General features: G+C 67.7%; 16 protein-coding genes and 1 riboswitch. Of the genes, 7 read left to right on the top strand and 9 right to left on the bottom strand.

Annotation, left to right across the window (positions count from 1 at the left end; genetic code table 11):
• Window positions 1–40 precede the first annotated feature (40 nt).
• Complete coding sequence (locus tag ACI38Z_RS07965; protein ID WP_439789661.1) at window positions 41–547, bottom strand: nitroreductase family protein; 507 nt, start codon at window positions 545–547, stop codon at window positions 41–43.
• 1 nt (window position 548) lies between these two features.
• Window positions 549–1,703 carry a GTP-binding protein gene (locus ACI38Z_RS07960; RefSeq protein WP_439789660.1) on the bottom strand — a complete coding sequence of 385 codons (1,155 nt, stop codon included), beginning with the start codon at window positions 1,701–1,703 and terminating at the stop codon, window positions 549–551.
• 235 nt (window positions 1,704–1,938) lie between these two features.
• On the opposite strand from ACI38Z_RS07960, the gene ACI38Z_RS07955 reads away from it, so the two are divergent.
• From ACI38Z_RS07955 to ACI38Z_RS07945, 3 genes are all read left to right on the top strand, one after another.
• Window positions 1,939–2,454 (top strand): nitroreductase family protein, encoded by a 516-nt coding sequence (locus ACI38Z_RS07955; protein ID WP_439789659.1) that lies wholly within the window; start codon window positions 1,939–1,941, stop codon window positions 2,452–2,454.
• Window positions 2,455–2,501: 47 nt separating this feature from the next.
• The gene (locus tag ACI38Z_RS07950; protein ID WP_439789658.1) at window positions 2,502–3,182 is read left to right on the top strand and encodes a lysoplasmalogenase family protein; all 681 of its coding nucleotides are present in this window, start codon (window positions 2,502–2,504) and stop codon (window positions 3,180–3,182) included.
• Window positions 3,183–3,282: 100 nt separating this feature from the next.
• Window positions 3,283–3,978, top strand: a complete 696-nt coding sequence (locus ACI38Z_RS07945; RefSeq protein ID WP_439789657.1) for a 2-phosphosulfolactate phosphatase — start codon at window positions 3,283–3,285, stop codon at window positions 3,976–3,978.
• A 12-nt stretch (window positions 3,979–3,990) separates the two neighbouring features.
• Here ACI38Z_RS07945 and ACI38Z_RS07940 read toward each other — a convergent pair whose 3' ends face one another.
• Window positions 3,991–4,704, bottom strand: a complete 714-nt coding sequence (locus ACI38Z_RS07940) for an SOS response-associated peptidase family protein (RefSeq protein WP_439789656.1) — start codon at window positions 4,702–4,704, stop codon at window positions 3,991–3,993.
• A gap of 76 nt (window positions 4,705–4,780) precedes the next feature.
• On the opposite strand from ACI38Z_RS07940, the gene ACI38Z_RS07935 reads away from it, so the two are divergent.
• Together ACI38Z_RS07935 and ACI38Z_RS07930 are read left to right on the top strand one after the other, a co-directional pair.
• Window positions 4,781–5,056, top strand: a complete 276-nt coding sequence (locus ACI38Z_RS07935) for an AbrB/MazE/SpoVT family DNA-binding domain-containing protein (protein ID WP_439789655.1) — start codon at window positions 4,781–4,783, stop codon at window positions 5,054–5,056.
• Window positions 5,043–5,357 (top strand): type II toxin-antitoxin system RelE/ParE family toxin, encoded by a 315-nt coding sequence (locus tag ACI38Z_RS07930; RefSeq protein ID WP_439789654.1) that lies wholly within the window; start codon window positions 5,043–5,045, stop codon window positions 5,355–5,357. The genes ACI38Z_RS07935 and ACI38Z_RS07930 overlap by 14 nt, the downstream gene beginning before the upstream one ends.
• A gap of 34 nt (window positions 5,358–5,391) precedes the next feature.
• On the opposite strand, the gene ACI38Z_RS07925 is transcribed toward ACI38Z_RS07930, so the two are convergent.
• The 6 genes from ACI38Z_RS07925 to ACI38Z_RS07900 all read right to left on the bottom strand — a co-directional run bounded on the left by ACI38Z_RS07925 (window position 5,392) and on the right by ACI38Z_RS07900 (window position 14,128).
• Complete coding sequence (locus ACI38Z_RS07925) at window positions 5,392–6,219, bottom strand: putative ABC transporter permease (protein ID WP_439789653.1); 828 nt, start codon at window positions 6,217–6,219, stop codon at window positions 5,392–5,394.
• Between the two features lie 25 nt (window positions 6,220–6,244).
• On the bottom strand, window positions 6,245–6,805 hold the full coding sequence (locus ACI38Z_RS07920) for an NUDIX hydrolase (protein WP_439789652.1): 561 nt from the start codon (window positions 6,803–6,805) through the stop codon (window positions 6,245–6,247).
• Between the two features lie 219 nt (window positions 6,806–7,024).
• Complete coding sequence (locus ACI38Z_RS07915) at window positions 7,025–8,203, bottom strand: phosphoribosylaminoimidazolecarboxamide formyltransferase (protein WP_439789651.1); 1,179 nt, start codon at window positions 8,201–8,203, stop codon at window positions 7,025–7,027.
• A gap of 61 nt (window positions 8,204–8,264) precedes the next feature.
• Window positions 8,265–8,915: an IMP cyclohydrolase gene (locus tag ACI38Z_RS07910; protein ID WP_439789650.1), complete on the bottom strand. Its 651-nt coding sequence runs from the start codon at window positions 8,913–8,915 to the stop codon at window positions 8,265–8,267.
• 71 nt (window positions 8,916–8,986) lie between these two features.
• Window positions 8,987–9,071, bottom strand: a riboswitch (ZMP/ZTP riboswitch).
• A gap of 166 nt (window positions 9,072–9,237) precedes the next feature.
• Complete coding sequence (locus ACI38Z_RS07905) at window positions 9,238–11,928, bottom strand: hypothetical protein (protein ID WP_439789649.1); 2,691 nt, start codon at window positions 11,926–11,928, stop codon at window positions 9,238–9,240.
• A 49-nt stretch (window positions 11,929–11,977) separates the two neighbouring features.
• The gene (locus ACI38Z_RS07900; protein ID WP_439789648.1) at window positions 11,978–14,128 is read right to left on the bottom strand and encodes an efflux RND transporter permease subunit; all 2,151 of its coding nucleotides are present in this window, start codon (window positions 14,126–14,128) and stop codon (window positions 11,978–11,980) included.
• Window positions 14,129–14,368: 240 nt separating this feature from the next.
• On the opposite strand from ACI38Z_RS07900, the gene ACI38Z_RS07895 reads away from it, so the two are divergent.
• Together ACI38Z_RS07895 and ACI38Z_RS07890 are read left to right on the top strand one after the other, a co-directional pair.
• Window positions 14,369–14,977 (top strand): TetR/AcrR family transcriptional regulator, encoded by a 609-nt coding sequence (locus tag ACI38Z_RS07895; RefSeq protein ID WP_439789647.1) that lies wholly within the window; start codon window positions 14,369–14,371, stop codon window positions 14,975–14,977.
• A complete protein-coding gene (locus tag ACI38Z_RS07890) occupies window positions 14,978–17,350 on the top strand; it encodes a glycoside hydrolase family 3 C-terminal domain-containing protein (RefSeq protein WP_439789646.1) in 2,373 nt (790 codons plus the stop codon).
• Window positions 17,351–17,373: the final 23 nt, after the last annotated feature.

Here is a 17,373-nt window from a genome sequence, read left to right as displayed (position 1 = left end):
TGGGGATTGCTAGGGCGGTGTTCTTCGGGCGTTGCGGGAGCTACACGGTGTGGATGCGGATCTCGTCGTAGCGCTCCGCGCCGTGCGGGGTCACGTCCTCTGCGGGGCGACCGACGGCGATCAGGCAGAAGGGCGTCAGGTCGTCCGGCAGGCCGAGTGTGGCGCGGACCTTCTCCTCGCGGTCGCGAACGGGGTTGATCGCCATCCAGACGGCGCCCAGGCCCAGGTCCGTTGCCTCGAGCAGCATGTTCTGGGTCGCGGCAGCCATGTCGAGTGGCGCGCACTCGGGAAAGCGCACGTTCTGCCTGAAGCAGGGAACCACCACGAGGGGCGCCTTGGCGGCGGCAAGCGCGTAGGGCGACGCCTTGGAAAGCGCGGCGCGCGCCTCGTCGTCCCACACGAGGTAGAACTCCCACGGCTGCTGGTTGCCTGCCGAGGGCGCGGACATCGCGGCGTGGAGAAGGGCCTCAGCCTCAAAGGACGTGACCTTCTCGCCCGTGAAGTTGCGCACGCTCGCGCGCCGGTACATCGTGTCGAGCGATGCCATGCTACTCGCCGTCCTCGGCAAGGTCCTCGTCGGGCACGTAGTCGGTCAGGCAGGCGTCCAGCTTGGCGATGATGTCGTCCTTGTCCATGTGGCGGCCGATGATGCAGAGCCTGTTCTCGCGGTCGCCCACCTCGTCGTCCCAGTTGTCCATGATCTCGGGGTTGTCCGCGATGATCTGCTTGAACTCCGCCTCGGGGGCCGTGGCGACCCAGAGGCCGTTCTCGTTCAGGCGGACCTGGTGGCCAGCCTGCTCGAAGATGTAGCACATCTCGGGGTTCTGCTGCGCCCAGAACGTGCCCTTGGTGCGGATGATCTCGTCCGGGAAGTTTTGCAGCAGGTCGTTGAACTTGTCTACGTCAAAGGGCTTGCGGCGCGCGTAGACAAAGGTCTCGATGTCGTACTCGAGCACCTCCGGGTCCTCGTGCTCCTCGGGGTGCTCCATCGCGTCGATCCACGCGGCGGAGTTGTAGGCCTTCTCGAAGCTGAAGCGGCCGGTGTTGAGGATCTGGTCCATGGGGACGTTGCCGTTTTCGGCCTCGACGATCACGGCGTCCTTCTGGAGGCTGCGGACGATGGCCTTGAGCTCGGCGATCTGGTCGGGGTTCACGAGGTCGGTCTTGTTGAGGACCAGCGTGGAGCAGAACTCGATCTGCTGGATCAGCAGGGACTCGATGTCCTCCTCATCGATGTTGTCGTCCAGGAGGTCCTTGCCGCCGTTGAACTCGTCGTACATGCGGGCGCAGTCGACCACGGCCACGATGTTGTCCAGGTCGAGCGGCGCGTTGCCGTTGAACTTGCTCTGGTCGCAGAACTGGCTGATGGTGTAGGCGATGGGGATGGGCTCGCAGATGCCCGAGGCCTCGATGATGATGTAGTCGAAGTCGCCGGACTCCGCGATGCCGCCGAGCTGCTTTGCCAGGTCGTCGGAGAGCGTGCAGCAGATGCAGCCGTTGGTGAGCGGGATGAGGCTGTCGGTCTGGTTGAGGCCGCCATCCTTGATGAGGCTCGCGTCCACGTTGACCTCGCCGATGTCGTTTACGATCACGGCGGCACGGATGCCCTGGTCGTTGGCGAGGATGTTGTTGAGGATCGTGGTCTTGCCGGCGCCCAGGTAGCCGGTGAGCATGACGATCTTTACGGGATTCTTCTGGGGCATGTGCCCTCCTCAGCTGGCCCAAGCGGGCCTTTCGTTTGTCTGCCGAATGAAGTCTAGGGGTTCGTACCCAAATGCGCGGACGTCCCAGCCGCTTTCACGTTCAATACACGTTCCGGCAGGCACCGCTCGGGACCTGCCGCACGCGGGCGAGAAGAACGCGCCCCCTTGTCCCGGGCCGCGCGGCGGGCGCGCATCGGATATAGTTTTTGCAACGGCTACCAGACGAGGGGGCACCATGGGCTTTATGGATCTGGCGCGCGAGCGCTGCAGCGTAAGGAAGTACGCACCGCGCGCGGTGGAGCGCCAGAAGCTCGAGGCCGTGCTCGAGGCGGCGCGCATCGCCCCCAGCGCGTGCAACCTGCAGCCGTGGCGCGTCCACGTGCTCCAGAGCGCGGACGTGCTCGAGCGCTATGACGAGCTGACGACCATGCGCTACGGGGCGCCCACGGTGCTCGTCTTCACCTACGACGTGGCAGAGGACTGGAAGAATCCCCTGGAGGAGGGCGTCCACTCCGGCGAGCAGGACGCCTCCATCGCGGCGACGCAGGCCATGCTCGAGGCGCAGGACCTGGGCCTCGCCACGCTCTGGTGCAACTACCTGCCCAACGCCGGCGTGGCGGAGATGCTGGGGCTGCCCGCGTCCGAGCGCGTGGTGCTGGCGCTCGACCTGGGCTATGCCGCGCCGGAGGCGCATCCCGCGCACCTGCACGCGAAGCGCAAGTCCCTGGGCGAGCTGGCAGACTTCCGCTAGGGCTGGCCGCTGGCACCGCCGTGCGCGATTGACTGGGGGAGAAGGACATGACGCCACTGCTTCTGGCCGTGCTCGTGGCAGCGGGCTGCATTTTGCAGGTACGCTTCGTGCGGGCCGACCGCGTGCATCGCTATGATGCCGCCGCGCTCCTGAAGGGCCTTGCCGCGCTGGCCTTTGTGCTGGTGGGCGTGGTGGGGGCGCTGGGTGCCCCAGGCTCGGAGGCGAGTACGGTCTGCCTGGGCCTGGCGCTGGGTGCCGTGGGCGACGTGCTGCACGCGCTGCGGTTTGTGCTGCCAGAGCGCAAGCGGCTGCTCTTCAACGTGGGAGCCGCCTCGTTCCTGTTTGGTCACCTTGCCTACCTTGTGGCCGTGGTGCCCGCGTGCGCGGCTCTCACCTGGGGTCTTGCGACATCGTGCGCAATCGCGCTCGCAGTGGACGCCTCGGTGCTGCCGCGCGTGAGGGTGCAGAGCCGGGCGGAGTTCGTGGCGGGCGGCGCCTACCTTGCGGTCACCTCCGCCGTGGTGGGCTTTGCCGCGGCCGGCGCGGCCGCGACGCCATCCGCGTCCAAGGTGACGCTTGCGGTTGGGGCGGCCGCGTTTCTCGCCTCGGACGTGATGCTCGCCGTCAACAACTTTGGGGGCGTCAACAGCCCGCGGCTGCGTGCGGTCAGTCTGGGGACGTACTACGCCGGCCAGACGCTCATCGCGCTCAGCCTCGCCATGGCGTAGCGGCGTGGGTCCGCGGCGGCTCGTGACATGGCGGCGCACGCACGGCGCGGAAGCGCTAAAGTGGGCGGTGTTTCTCGCATGAGTCTGCGGAGGGAGCAACATGGACGTGAGGGTGCTGGAGCTGGTCGAGGGTGCGCGCGAGGCGCGCGGGCTCACGGTGGTGATCGACGTGTTCCGCGCGTTCACGCTCGAGTGCTACCTGTTTGCGCAGGGTGCGAAGGCGATCTATCCCATCGGGTCCGTGGACGAGGCGCGGGCGCTCAAGGCGGCGCACCCGGACTGGCTGTGCTTTGGCGAGCGCGGCGGCTGGCAGGTGGAGGGCTTTGACTACGGCAACTCTCCCTCGCAGGTGGCTGGCGTGGACCTGACGGGCCGCACCTGCATCCACACCACGAGCGCGGGCACGCAGGGCATCGTCAACGCCACGGGTGCCTCGGAGGTCGTGACCGGCAGCCTGGCCAACGCGCGCGCCGTGGCCACGTACATCCAGCGGCGCCAGCCGGCGGAGGTCTCCATCGTGGCGATGGGCACCTCCGGCACGCAGAGCGCGGGGGAGGACGTGCTGTGCGCCCGTTACATAGAGGCGCTGCTCAAGGGCACGGCCGCAGGCTTTGACGTGGCCGGCAAGGCGGCGGCACTCCGCGACACCGCGGGTGCGAAGTTCTTCGACCCGGCCCAGCCCCAGTACCCCGAGGCTGACTTCCCGTACTGCGTGGACTGCGACCGCTTTGACTTTGTGATCCGCGTGGGCGAGGATGCCGAGGGCCGCCTGGTCAACACCCGCTTCGACCTGTAGGCTGCGGCGACGCTACGACTGTGGCTCGAGCTCGGCCGTGAGCGGGACGGCGCTTCTATCAGCTAGCTGCGGCCAGTCGTCCCCCAGCCAGATGCGGCTCTCGCCGGGGCCCAGCACCAGCGGCATGCGGTTGTGCACGGGCGCCACGCTCGCGTTGGGCCGCGTGGTCACCACTGAGAAGCGCTCGCCCTCCCACACGCACGCCATGAGGAAGATGCTGTGGCCCGAGAGCCCGTAGCGCACCTGCGGGCGCTGGGTCTTCTTGCGGCTGGCTGCGGTGGCGGGCTTGCCATCGGCTGCGTCAGCCGCGCAGCCGCCGGGCGCCGCGGGCGGGTTTGGCTGCGTCCACCACTCGTAGAACGCGCGGACGGGCGCGAGGCAGCGGCCGTACCGGATGGGCTCGGCCCACATGCCGCGGCCGGTGCGCGCCTGCTCGAGCGCCGTCTCGATCCTGGTGTTGAAGACCAGGCGGGAGGAACCGCCCGGGCGAGAAGGACCGCCGCCATGGCTGCCACCGCCCTTGGGCTGGAACCCCCAGGTGAGCTCGCGGGCGGTGAGGCCGTCCTTCTCGTCTGGAACGAAGAGCGGGACCTGCGTGCCGGGGTAGGCGTCCGGCACCACGGTGGAGGGGTCGCGCCGTGGCACGTGCGCATGGCCCGTGACCTGCATGTACTTGAGGCCCTCCTGCAGCTCGCGCAGGAGCAGGGGCGACATCCTGTGACACATGGCCGGCTCCCCTCGACGGTGGTTGTGGCGGATGATAGTATTGAAACCATGATATCAATGGCGGGAGGCGGACATCATGACCTTTGCGACAAAGCTCACCAAGGGTGGCCAGACCACCGTTCCCAAGGAGGTTCGTGTGGCCTTGGGCATCACGGACGAGTCGCGGGTCTACTGGCAGCTGTCTGACGGCCGCGCGACCGTGACCGCCGAGCCGCCCGTTCCCAACGAGGTCTGTACCTCGGAGGAGTTCTGGGACGGCATCGCGCAGGCCCTGGACGAGGCGGGCGCGGGCCAGACGCGCGCGGCCAGTGAGCTTTCCGCCGATCTGAGGGCGCGGTATGGCCTCGCCTAGCTACGAGGTCGTGGTCACGCCGTCGTTCGAGGGGGACCTCGATGCGGCGGTGCGCTACTACCTCGAGCAGTCGGGTCCCATCAGCGCTGGGCGCCTGATGGACGAGTTCGACTCGTTCCGCAGGCTCGTGGCGGCGCTTCCCGGGCACGGCTCCAGGGTGGGTGACTCGGGGCTGCGCTGGCGGCGGCTCGGCGTCTTTGTGGCGGTCTACGGCGTGGACGACGATGCGCATGTGGTGACGCTGCTGCGGCTGCGCTACGTGTCGTCCGACTGGCGCAGGCGCGTGCTGGGCGAGGCGTGACCGAGGGCGGCCTGGGCTTGGGTGTCTGCCTGCGCTACCTGCTGTGCTTGCGGGCCTTGCGCTCGCGCTCGACCTTGGCGACGGCCTCGCGTAGCTTGGCGGCGCGGGCCTCGCGACGCTCCTCCGAGTAGTACTTGATGCTCTTGAGCGTGCGCCTCTGGACCAGGGACATCTCGTTTGCGGCGCGGCGCGCGGCGGACTCCAGCTCCTCGGCGGCGTGCTCCTTTGCGATCTCGCGGTCGACCTCGAGGGGCTTGCGTCCGGAGGCGATGTCGTCCACAGCCGTCTCCATAACGGCGTCGAAGTTTGACTTGTTCTGCTGAACCCGCTTGTCGAGGTTGGTGAGTGCGGACAGCGTGAGCGCGAGGTCCGCGGACATGAGTCCCACGGTCAGGAGCGCGAGGACCTCCCACGCCGTGAGCGGCAGCGTGACGGTGGCGCCGCCGATGAGCGGGCAGACAAAGTAGTACAGGAGCGTCCCCACCGCGCCAAAGCAGAGCGCAAAGGGCAGGCAGATGCGACCGTTGAGGTTGAGCGGGATGTTGCTGTAGTCCCACCAGCGCGCGTGGAAGCACTTCTCCAACACGTAGGACGTGGTGTACTCCAGCACGGCGCTGCCGGCGGCGGCGCACAGGAAGACCTGCCACCATGCCACGTCCGCGCTTCCGGCGCCGGATGCCGCCAGCGCCTGCGCCGCGATCACCAGGGCAGACATCCCAAAGCCGTAGATGGGGCAGACGGGGCCAAACAGGAAGCCGCGGTTGTCCCACCGCTTGGTGCGGATGGCGCAGTAGGTGCACTCGTACACCCAGCCGAGCACGCTGTAGAGGCCAAACCAGGCCACGTAGCTGCAGATGTCCATGGGGGCTCCTCGAGCGGGGTGGGCGCTACGCGCTCGCCGGCGGGGGCGCGAGGGGCGTGGGTGCCGGCTCGCCGGCGTCCTCGGCCGCGAGGGCCTGGCGCAGGCGATCGTAGTGCAAGAAGACGCCGTCCGCCGCAAGGGCGTCGATCTGCTCGCGCGTGGCGAGCTGGCAGCCTATGGCCTCGCGCGCCTGCAGGTGCACGTCCTCGGGACGGAACCGCAAGTGAAAGTGGTAGATGTCCACTATGTAGTTGTCGCCGCGGTCCAGGTCGACGTTGCGGTAGCGCCACACGGGCGCGAGGGGCTGGCCGGACACGTCGAGCCCGGTCTCCTCGCGAACCTCGCGCACGACGGCCTGCGCGGAGGTCTCCCCGGCGCTGACTCCGCCACCCGTGACCTCCCACCAGCCGGCCGCCCAGCGCTTGTCGAGCGCGCGCCGCGTGATGAGGAAGCGCCCGTCCTCGCTCTGGATGATGGCGAGCACGTACAGCATGTACTCGCCCTCGGGCAGGCACGCGCCCTTGCGCACGAGCGTCCGCCCGGTTGGGGTCCCGTCCTCGGTGTAGATGTCGATCCGCTCTTCCACGTTCTTCTCGCCTTCGCCTTGGTCGTTTGGCAAGCATTCTACACTGCCGATGCTGCCGCAAGGTTACGGGGCACCGTCGGGTCGCCACCTGGGCGCCGTGCCGGCGGGCCACGTGCGCCGGGCGAGAAGAACGGGCGCGCCGACCCCATGCGGGAATCGGCGCGCCCGGTTGTGCCGCTCGCGTACGTTGTTGGCAGGTGGCTGCCAGACGGCAGGTCCCTAGTGGTGGAAGAGCCTCATGTGGGTGAAGCACATGGCCATGCCGTACTTGTCCGCGGTCTCGATCACGTTGTCGTCGCGGATGGAGCCGCCGGGCTCGGCGATGTAGCTCACGCCGGACTTGTGGGCGCGCTCGACGTTGTCGCCAAACGGGAAGAAGGCATCGGAGCCCAGGGTCACGCCGGTTTGCGTGGCGATCCAGGCGGCCTTCTCCTCGCGGGTGAGGACCTCGGGCTTCCGTGCAAACCACTTCTGCCACTCGCCGTCGCGCAGGACGTCGTCGTGCTCGTCGCTGATGTAGACGTCGATCGCGTTGTCGCGGTTGGGGCGACGGATGCCGTCCACGAACTTGAGGCCAAGCACCTTGGGATGCTGGCGCAGGTACCAGGTGTCCGCCTTGTTGCCGGCGAGGCGCGTGCAGTGGACGCGGCTCTGCTGGCCGGCGCCCACGCCGATGGCCTGGCCATCCTTGACGTAGCAGACGGAGTTGGACTGCGTGTACTTGAGCGTGATGAGGCTCACGATCATGTCGAGCTTGGCGTCCGCGGGGATGTCCTTGTTCTTGGTCACGACGTCCGTGAGCAGGTCCTCGTTGATGCGGAAGAAGTTGTGTCCCTGCTCGAAGGTGATGCCGAAGACGTCCTTGGTCTCGATGGGGGCGCACTCGTACGTGGGGTCGATCTGGACCACGTTGTAGTTGCCCTTCTTCTTATGGGAGAGGATCTCGAGCGCCTCGGGCGTATAGCCCGGCGCGATGATGCCGTCGGACACCTCGTGCCTGATGTACTGGGCGGTGCGGGCGTCGCAGGTCTCGGAGAGCGCGGCCCAGTCGCCGTAGGAGCTCATGCGGTCCGCGCCGCGCGCGCGGATGTAGGCGCACGCGATGGGGGAGAGCTCGCCCTCGTCATCCACGAAGTAGATCTTCTTGTCCGTCTCGGACAGCGGCTTGCCCACGGCGGCGCCGGCGGGGCTCACGTGCTTGAAGGACGCGGCGGCGGCCATGCCGGTCTCCTTGGCGAGCTCGCGCACGAGCTGCCACGAGTTGAGCGCGTCCAGGAAGTTGATGTAGCCGGGGCGGCCCTGGAGCACCTTGACGGGCAGGTCCGAGCCATCCTTCATGTAGATGCGCGCGGGCTTCTGGTTGGGGTTCACGCCGTACTTGAGCTGCAGTTCGTTCATGAGGTTCCTCTCGTCCTGCGATGCTTTGCTAACAAATTGATGAGAAGTGCGCGGCGCCGGGCTAGTCGCCCAGGTTCTTGTTGAACAGGCGCACGTCGCCCGCGACGTTGGTGTACAGGCTCACCTTGTTGTCCGCGTTGAGGGCGGCCCAGACCTCGGCCGGCTCCGGCATGGTGACCTCCACGGGCTCGCCGGCAAAGCTGGGCAGCGGGTTGCCGTCGCCCTGGTAGGTGCTGATGAAGTAGCCGTGGCCCTCGTCCGCGCCCTCGTAGCAGAAGAACTCGCGCACGCAGCGGCCGCCGTCTGCCAGGGCGTGGTCCTCGGCCTTGAGGATGGAGAGCTCGAAGCTGCCGTCCGCGTTGACGATGCAGCTGATGCGCGGGGTGAAGTTGGGTCCGTCGGGCTCGAACTTGCGGGCCATGCAGCCGTCGCGGAAGCTGTTCTTCTCCACGATGGTGTCCGTCTGGTCGCCGTTGGTGACAACCAGGGCGTCGCCCATGGTGCGCACGGGGTGGTAGATGATGAGGCTGGGGTCCTCGAGCTTGGTGGGGTCGTAGGCCTCGGTCCTGATGCCGTCGTCGGTCTTGGTGAAGACGCGGTTGCGGCTGTTGGAGCTGCGTCCCATGATCCAGTAGTAGACGCGGCCCTTGCCCACGACGATGCCACGGCCGGGGTAGGGGTTGTTGCGTAAGAGCTCGAGCAGGTCCTGCATGGTCTCCCTTTCTCTTGGCGCATCCGGGAGGCCCGCCCGCCACACAAAAGGGCAAGGCACCCCATGCGGAATGCGCTTGCCCAGACGGTCGGCGGTTGTGTTTCACGCTGCTTCCCCGTGGTGACCCACGATTATCCGTCAGTAACAGCGCGTTCTTGCACCCTACTGTAGCACGGGGGAGGGGCGGGTCGGCGGCAGGTCGCCGGAGGTGTCGAAGTTATCCACGTTTGGGGCGGACGGACGAAAAGCAGAAGGGCCGCGCCGCGAGGTTGCCCCCGCGACGCGGCCCGATACCGCATGCTGCTATGTTGCCGCGAGCCCGCTACTCGTCCTTCCTCTTGTCAGAGGAGAAGAGCGCGCCCAGCCGCTCCATGAACGATGAGCTCTTGGAACCCTTGTCCTCCTTGGAGGACTTTGACTCGGACTTTGAGCTGCTCTTGGAGCTTTCGCTCTTCTCGTCCGAGGACTTGGCCTTCTTGACGCCGTCCACCACGTAGACGAACTGCACCTCGCTCACGTTGGTGTTGGAGGGGTCCACGAACGAGTGGATCTGGTAGTCCTGGCCGAGCTTCTGCCTGATGGTGCTCTTGAGCTTGTCGATCACCTTCTGGTCGAGGCCGCTCGTGCTCGATGCGAGCGTGTCGAGGCCGCTCGCGAGCGTGGCGGAGCCGGAGTGCGCCTGCGAGGCGCCGCTGGCCAGCGTGCCGAGGCCGCTGTCGAGCGTGTGCGCGCCGGACGCGAGCTGGTTGGCGCCGCTGTCGAGGCGCGTCGCGCCGGAGTCCAGCGTGTCGAGCCCGCTCTTGAGCTGGGACGCGCCGCCCGCGACCTGGCTCGAGCCGGACGCGACCCTGCCAGCGCCGGACGCGACCTGATTGGCGCCGGAAGCAGCGGAGTCGGCTCCGCTGCTGAGCTGGCCCGCACCGCTCGCGAGGCTGCTCACCGCGCCGCCGATCGTGGTGGTGCTGCTCGTGGCCTTGAGCGAGCTCACGAGGGAGCTCACGCCGCTGGATACCTGCGCCGCGCCGTCGGACAGCTGCTTGAGCTGACTGAGGTCAAAGCCGGAGAGCTGCTGCTGCGTCTTGTTGACGAGCTGCTGCGAGCCGTCGAGCACCTTCTGGGAGCTGTCGAGCACGTCGGCGGACTCGCCGGTCACGCCCTTGATGCCGGTCTGCATCTGGCCGAGCGTGGACTTGAGCGCCTCGGCGTCCTTCTGGAGCTGCGCGCCCGCGGACTGCATGCCCTGCAGGGAGGAGCCAAGGCCCTTGATCGTGTTGAGCGCGGAGCCCGAATCCTGCGCTGCCTTGCCGGCATACGTGGAGGCGGTGGCAGCGTACTGCGACGCCGTGCCCGCGCCCTTCTGAGCCGCCTTGGCCTGCTCGTCCGCGGCCTGGATCTTGGCCTTCTGGTCCGCGGTCAGCGTGCTATCGGAAAGCAGCGCGTCGAGCTGCGAGCTTGCGGACGCTGCGCTCGAGCTTGCCGCGTCGGCCGCCTGCTTGGCGCCATCCGCAGCCTGCTTGGAGCCCGAGGCCTCGGCCTGCGCCGTGCCGGCGGACTGGCCGGCCTGGCCCAGCGCCGTCGTGAGGCCGCTCGCGCCCTTCTCCAGGGTCGTGAGGTCGCTCTTGACGGCCTCGGCTTGCTGGATGGCGCCCTGCGCCGCGGAGGACATGCTGCCCGCTTGCTGCTTGATGGTCGCGAGCTTCTGCTGGATGCCCGTGAGCGACGCGCGCGTTTGGTTGAGGCCCTGGTTGACCTGCAGGAGCTGCTGCGGCAGCGTGGCGGAAAGCGTCTGGTACAGCTGCTGCGTGCCCTGGGACACCTGCTTGGCGCCCGAGTCGAGCTTGGTGAAGTTGCCGTTCTGGCTCTGAAGCGCGCCCTGCAGGGACTTGGCGCCCTGGCTCAGCTGCCTGGCGCCGGTGGCGAGCCTGCCGTTGCCAGACGCCAGGCTCCTGCTGCCGGACGCGAGGCTGGCGCTGCCGGACGCAAGGCTGGCGCTGCCGGACGCGAGCGTGCCCGCACCGGAGTCCAGCTTGCCGACGCCCGCCTTGGCCTCGCGCGTGCCCGCAGCGAGCTGGTCCGCGCCGGACGCGAGCGTGCCCGCGCCGGACTGTGCCTGGCCGGCGCCGTTGGCGAGCTCGCCGAGGGCGTCACGCAGCTTGGCGCCGCCCTGGTCGAGCTGGGACACGCCACTCTCCAGCTTGTCCGTGGCGCTCGTGAGCTCTGAGGTGTCGATCTTGCTCGTGTCGAGGCTCAGGTCGAGCGGCATGGCGGCTATCTGCCAGCCGCTGTAGGTGAAGTCCTTGGCCTTGCCCGTGATGTGCCAGTCGCCGTCCTGACCGGGGATGAGCACGTAGGTGAGGATGGTGTTGCTGCCGCTCGTGGCGACGGTCGCGTTGTTGGCCTGGCCGAGCTTGAAGTTCTGGTTGGGGAAGGTGCCCTGCGCCTGCAGCAGGAAGCTCTTGGCAAAGTCCGCGGTGGCGGAGTCATCGTCCAGGCCGGTCACCTTGAGCTCGATGTCCAGGTTGCCGTCCTTGCCCGCGAGCTCGCTCGGCTTCACGACCTTGCCGTCGAGCCTGTAGGTTATCTGCACGTTCCAGGGCAGGGTCGTGTCCTTGTCGAGGTTGCCCTGGTAGTAGAAGGGCTCGCCCGCCACGGTGGTGAGGTCGACCTTGCCGTCCTGCTGCGTCAGCTTCTTGGAGGAGGTCAGGTTCGTGACCTTCTCGTACGTGCCGGGGTCCTGGATGTCCGTCTTGGTGGGCGTATCGAACGCGTTCACCACGTACGAGCCGCTCGACTCGCCGGAGGCGTTGGTCCTCGTGTACACCACCTCGCGCTTTGCCGTGGAGGCGGTGCTGGCCCCGTGGGTCACGCTCTTCTCGCCCGTGTCGGAGGTCTCCTCTGCGATGGCCTGCGTGGTGCCAAACGGGATGGTCATGCTGAGGCTCAGAACCGCGCCTATGGCGCCGGTCGCTATCCGCTTGCCGAGGGGAATCGTGCTTGCGTTTCTCTTGCTCATGTCTGTCACTCCGTTCGTGTGGTTGCGTCTGGTGTGCGCCGTGCTGGCGCTATGCGTTGGCGCCCTGGCTGGCGCCCTTGTTGGAGTCCGGCTCCGCGCTGCCTGCCGTGGCGGCGTCCGGCTTGGGCCCGCCGCGATAGAAGCCGATCTTGTAGCTGGTGACGCGCACGAAGCCGTCAAGCAGCCTGAAGAGCAGCGGCAGCACGAAGAAGATCAGGATGACGCTGATGAAGGCGCCACGGGCGATCAGCATGCCCACCTGCTGGATCATGGGGCTCGACACGCTGAAGTAGATGCCCAGGCACGCGAGGATCAGGATGGAGCTCGACGTCATGATGGGCTGGGCGGTCTTCTCGACCGCCTGGAAGGAGGCGTCGCCCTTGGGCATGCGCTTGCGGCGTGCCAGGTACTCCTCCGTGTAGATGATGGCGTAGTCGACTGCGGCGCCCAGCTGCACGGCGTCTATCACGAGGAACGCCACGAAGTTCATGGTCTGTCCCATGAGGTAGGGGACGGCCTCGTTCATCCAGATGGAGACCTCGATCGCCATGATGAGGATGACGGGGATGGAGATGGACTTGAACATCACGAGCAGCACGGCGCCGATGGCCAGGATCGAGGCGAGCTTGACCGTGGTGTTGTCGCTGGACGTGACGGACTTGATGTCCGAGTAGCTCACGGCGTTGCCCACGAGGCGGTACTTGTTGCCGTAGCGCGCCTTGCACAGGCTGCGGACCTTGTCGACCAGGTCAAAGGCCTGCTTGGACTCGTCCGGGATCTTGGACGTGAGGACGATGCGGCTGTAGCCGCCGCTGAAGAGCTGCTTTATCTGGCTCTTGTCTGCCAGCTGGTGGGGCATTGCGGAGCTCGCGATGGTGGAGTAGGAGAGGACGCTCTTGGTGGTGGGGAGCTTCTGCAGGTCGTCCACCAGGGCGTTCTCGTCGCCCCAGTGCTCGGCCGGGACCATGATGGCCCACGTCTGCTGCTGGCCAAACGCCTTGTTGATCACGTCGCCGTCAAGCTTGACCTGCGAGGTGGGCGACATGTTGGCGGCAGACCCGTACGTGAAGCTCACGGACTGGGAGGCCAGGAGCGCCGGCACGGCCACGACGGCCGCGATGATGAGCGCGGGGACGGACAGCGCGTGGCAGACCTTGGCCATGCCATGGAAGCTGCGGAAGAACGGCTTGTGCGTGGTCTTGGCCACGAGGTTGCGCATCTTGTACAGGATGCAGGGCATGAGGAGCGTGATGGAGAAGAACGAGCACACGATGCCCTTGGCCAGTGCTATGCCCATGTCCGCGCCGATGAGGAACTGCATGGCGGAAAGCGACAGGAATCCGAAGAACGTGACGGCCGCGGAGCTCAGGATGACCGGGAACGACTTGGTCATGGCTGCGACCATGGCCTCGAACTGGTCGTCCGTCTTCTGCTGCGCGCGCCCGAAGTTGGTGAGAAGGACGATGGAGTAGTCCATGGAGACCGCCAGCTGCAGGACGGACGCCACGAGCTGCGTGATGGACGAGATGGTCCCCCTGAAGATGTTCGTGCCCATGTTGAGGATGATGGCCACGCCTATGGTGAGCAGCATCACGATCGGGTGCAGGTAGCTGGTGGTGTTGAGCGCCACCACGACGAGCACCACGATCACGGCGATCGTCATGATCTTGCCCATGTCGGTGTTGATGGTGGCCATGTTGGCCGCGTCGTCCGCGGCGGAGCCGTCGATGGCGACCTTCTTGGCGCCGGGGACGGCCTTGGCGACCTTGCGGATGTGGTCGATCTGGCTCTGCTTCACGCCGGACTTGAGCACGGCCTGGAACAGGTAGCCCTTGCCGTCGTACCAGTCGGATATCGTGTCCGCGTCCTGGGTCTCAAGCGGCTCGCTCACGTCCACCTCGTCGCCGAGCCACGTGACCGAGATCACGTCCTTCTCGCCCTTGAGGCGCTTGTCGAGCGCCTTGGCGTCGGGCAGGCTGATGCCCGTGACGTAGACGCGTGCGTTGGTGATGTCGTTGCCGTAGATGCGCTTCATCGCGTCGAGGTCCTCGGACGACTTGGCCGTGGGCGGCAGGTAGTCGCTCATGTTCGCGTCGATCTTGACATGCGGGATCATGCACGCGCAGATGACCGCAAGCGCCACGAAGACGCCGATCACGATGCCGCGGTGCTTCAGGACCCCGCGAAACAGCCGTTCCATTTCCTGGTGCCTCCCTCTCCGCGTCCGCCGACGACTTTTCTCGTTGCTGGCGAACGACCGTTTGAGTATGTCCAAATGTGGTAAAACATACACATGTTGGAAATTACCCACATCAGGGCTGAAAAGGGTGTGGGGGAGCTATTTGCACAGCATTTCGACTTCCGTTCAAAAAGCGACAACTTCGTACGAATGTGTGCGAGAATGATACGGCGCCGGCTGGCGCATGGGTTTGGGGGAAAGATGGCTGCCACCAAGAATCGCAACGCCCTGAGGTCGATACGCCTGCTCGAGGAGGCGCTCACGGTTCTCATCGCGGAGAAGCCGTACGACAAGATCACCGTGACGGACATAACGCGCCGCGCGGACCTCAACCGCGGCACGTTCTACGCCCACTTCCAGAGCGTGGACCAGCTCATGGACCAGACGATGGACGACCTGACGGAGCGGCTCTCCGCCTCGCTCAGCCCGCTGGTGAGCCGCTTGTTTTTCCAGGACCCCATACCGCTCCTGCAGCGCCTGGGAGACTTCGTGTGCGACAACCTCTCGCTCATCCGCAAGCTCGTGGACAACGACCGGCTCGGGCCCTTCCTCACGGCCATCATGAACCGCATTGCGGAGCGCCTGCACCAGATGATCAGGCAGGAGTTCCCGGATTCCGGCAACTACCCGGTCGAGGTGGTCGACTTCGTGCTCGGTGGCGTGCGCGACGCGTACGGCTCCTGGCTCGAGGGCACGTACGGGAGCGAGACCGTAGAGGAGCTCAACCAGAGCCTCTGCCGGCTCATCGTGGCCGTGGGCTCCACGCTGTGCGAGAAGGGCGAGACCGAGGCGTCGGGACAGGAGGCCTAGATGGACCCCAGGTACGCGGACGCCACCCAGGAGGGCGTGGCCAAGCTGAGCCGCGAGCAGCTGCTTGACCTGGGCGTCGGCGCGGACTTCTGGCGCACGAGGGCCTATCCCGAGGCCGGCATCCCCGCGCTCACGGTGAGCGACGGGCCCAACGGACTGCGCTACCAGAAGCCCGGAAACGACGTGCGCGGCGCGGGGCCCGCAGAGCCCGCCACGTGCTTCCCTGGGCTGGCCACCGTGGCTGCCACGTGGGACGCGGAGCTCGCGGGCCAGATGGGGCGGGCCATCGGGTGCGAGGCACGCTCGCTCGGCGTGGGCGTGGTGCTGGGGCCGGGCCTCAACATCAAGCGCAGCCCGCTCTGCGGCCGCAACTTCGAGTACTTTAGCGAGGACCCGCTGCTTGCGGGCACGCTGGGCGCCAGCTACGTGAGGGGCGTGCAGTCCACGGGCGCCGGGTCGTGCATCAAGCACTTTGCCGTCAACAACCAGGAGTACAAGCGCTTCAGCAATGACTGCGTGGTGGACGAGCGCACGCTGCGCGAGATATATCTGCGTGCCTTCGAGATGGTGGTGCGCGAGGCCAAGCCGCAGATGGTCATGAGCGCCTACGTGATGCTCAACGGCGTCTACTGCAGCGACAACGGCCACCTGCTGCGCGACATCCTGCGCGACGAGTGGGGGTTCGACGGCGTGGTGGTGACGGACTGGGGCGGCATGCACGACCGCGCCGCCGCCTACGAGGCGGGCTGCGACCTGGCAATGCCGGGCGGCGGGAGGCACCTGCAGCGCCAGGCGGCCGCGGCGCTGGACGCGGGGACGCTGCGCGAGGAGCGCGTGCGCGAGTCCGCGCGTCGCCTGACGGCGCTCGCGATCTCGCACGCGAACGACGCCCAGGGCGCGCCGGCCGTGGACGTGGCGGAAAACCGCGCCGTCGCGCGCCGCGTCGCGGCCGAGGGGCACGTCCTCCTGGCCAATAGGGGCGTGCTGCCGCTCGCGGCGGGCGCGAGCGTGGCGCTGGTGGGGCAGATGGCGGACAAGCCCCGCTACCAGGGCGGAGGCTCCAGCCACGTCAACGCGCGCCGCGTGAGCAGCATCCGCCAGCTGCGTCCCAGCTGGGCGTACGCCGCCGGCTACGACGCGCGCACCGGCGCCACCACGGACGCACTGGTGGCCGAGGCCGTGCGCACGGCCCGCGGCGCGGACGTGGCAGTGGTGGTATGCGGCCTGCCCGAGACCGTGGAGTCCGAGGGCTACGACCGCCCGGACATGCGCCTTCCCGAGGGCATGAACCGCCTGGTCAAGGCCGTGGCGGCAGCCAACCCCAACACCGTGGTGGTGCTGCAGTGCGGAAGCCCCGTCGAGCTTCCATGGGAGAAGGACGTGGCCGCGGTGCTGTACGCGGGCCTGGGCGGCGAGGCCGGCGCGGAGGCGACGGTCGACGTGCTGGAGGGCACGGTCAACCCCTCCGGGCGCCTGCCCGAGACCTGGCCGCTCACGGCGGACGACGCCCCCTGCATGGGCTGGTGGGGCAACCCGCACCGCCAGTCGCAGTACCGCGAGGGCGTCTTCGTGGGGTACCGCTACTACCAGACCGCGGGCGTGCCCGTGGCGCACTGCTTTGGATTCGGGCTCTCGTACACGAGTTTCTCGTACGCCAACCTCGATCTTGACCCGGGCGACGGCCGCGGCCACGGCGCCACGGCGAGCTTTGACGTGACCAACACGGGCGCGGTTGCCGGGGCGGAGGTCGCGCAGGTCTATGTGGGGGCGCCTGAGGGCGGCCTGCCGCGCCCGGCACGCGTGCTCGCGGGCTTCGCGCGCGTGGGGCTGGCCCCCGGCCAGACGAAGCGCGTGAGCGTGACCCTGGACCCGGCGGCGTTCGCCGTGTGGGATGGCGCGTGGAAGACGATCGGCGGCAGGTACCAGGTGCTGGTGGGTGCCTCGGTCGAGGACGTGCGCCTTACGGGCGTGCTCGCGGTCTCTGGCAAGGGCATCGCGCGGCCGGGCAGGCTCTCGGGCACGTGGTACGTCGCGCCCCACGGCAAGCCAGACAGACGGGACTTCGAGGCGCTTCTCGGCCGCCCCGTGCCGCCGGAGGCGCACCACGCAAGGGGCACCTACGACGAGACGGACTCGCTGCTGGAGATGGGCGAGACCTCCGGCGTCTGCCGCTTCATCGCGGGGCAGATCAAGGCCGCCGTCGAGCGCGGCTACAAGGACAAGACCGACCCGCAGTGCCGCATGTCCATCATGTCCAGCGCTGGCTGCGCGCTGTTTGGGCTGGTCAACTGCTCGGGCGGCGCCCTGCCGGCGGGCATGGCGCGGGCACTCCTCAACGTGGCCAACGGCCGCGCGCCGTGGCACAAGGGGTAGGCCAGAGCGGGCGAGCCGCGGCT

This window comes from Parafannyhessea sp. (genome assembly GCF_051876455.1).
Lineage (GTDB): Bacteria > Actinomycetota > Coriobacteriia > Coriobacteriales > Atopobiaceae > Parafannyhessea.
The sequence above is the reverse complement of the archived record's forward strand: the minus strand, read 5'-3'. Positions and strand labels throughout refer to the sequence as shown.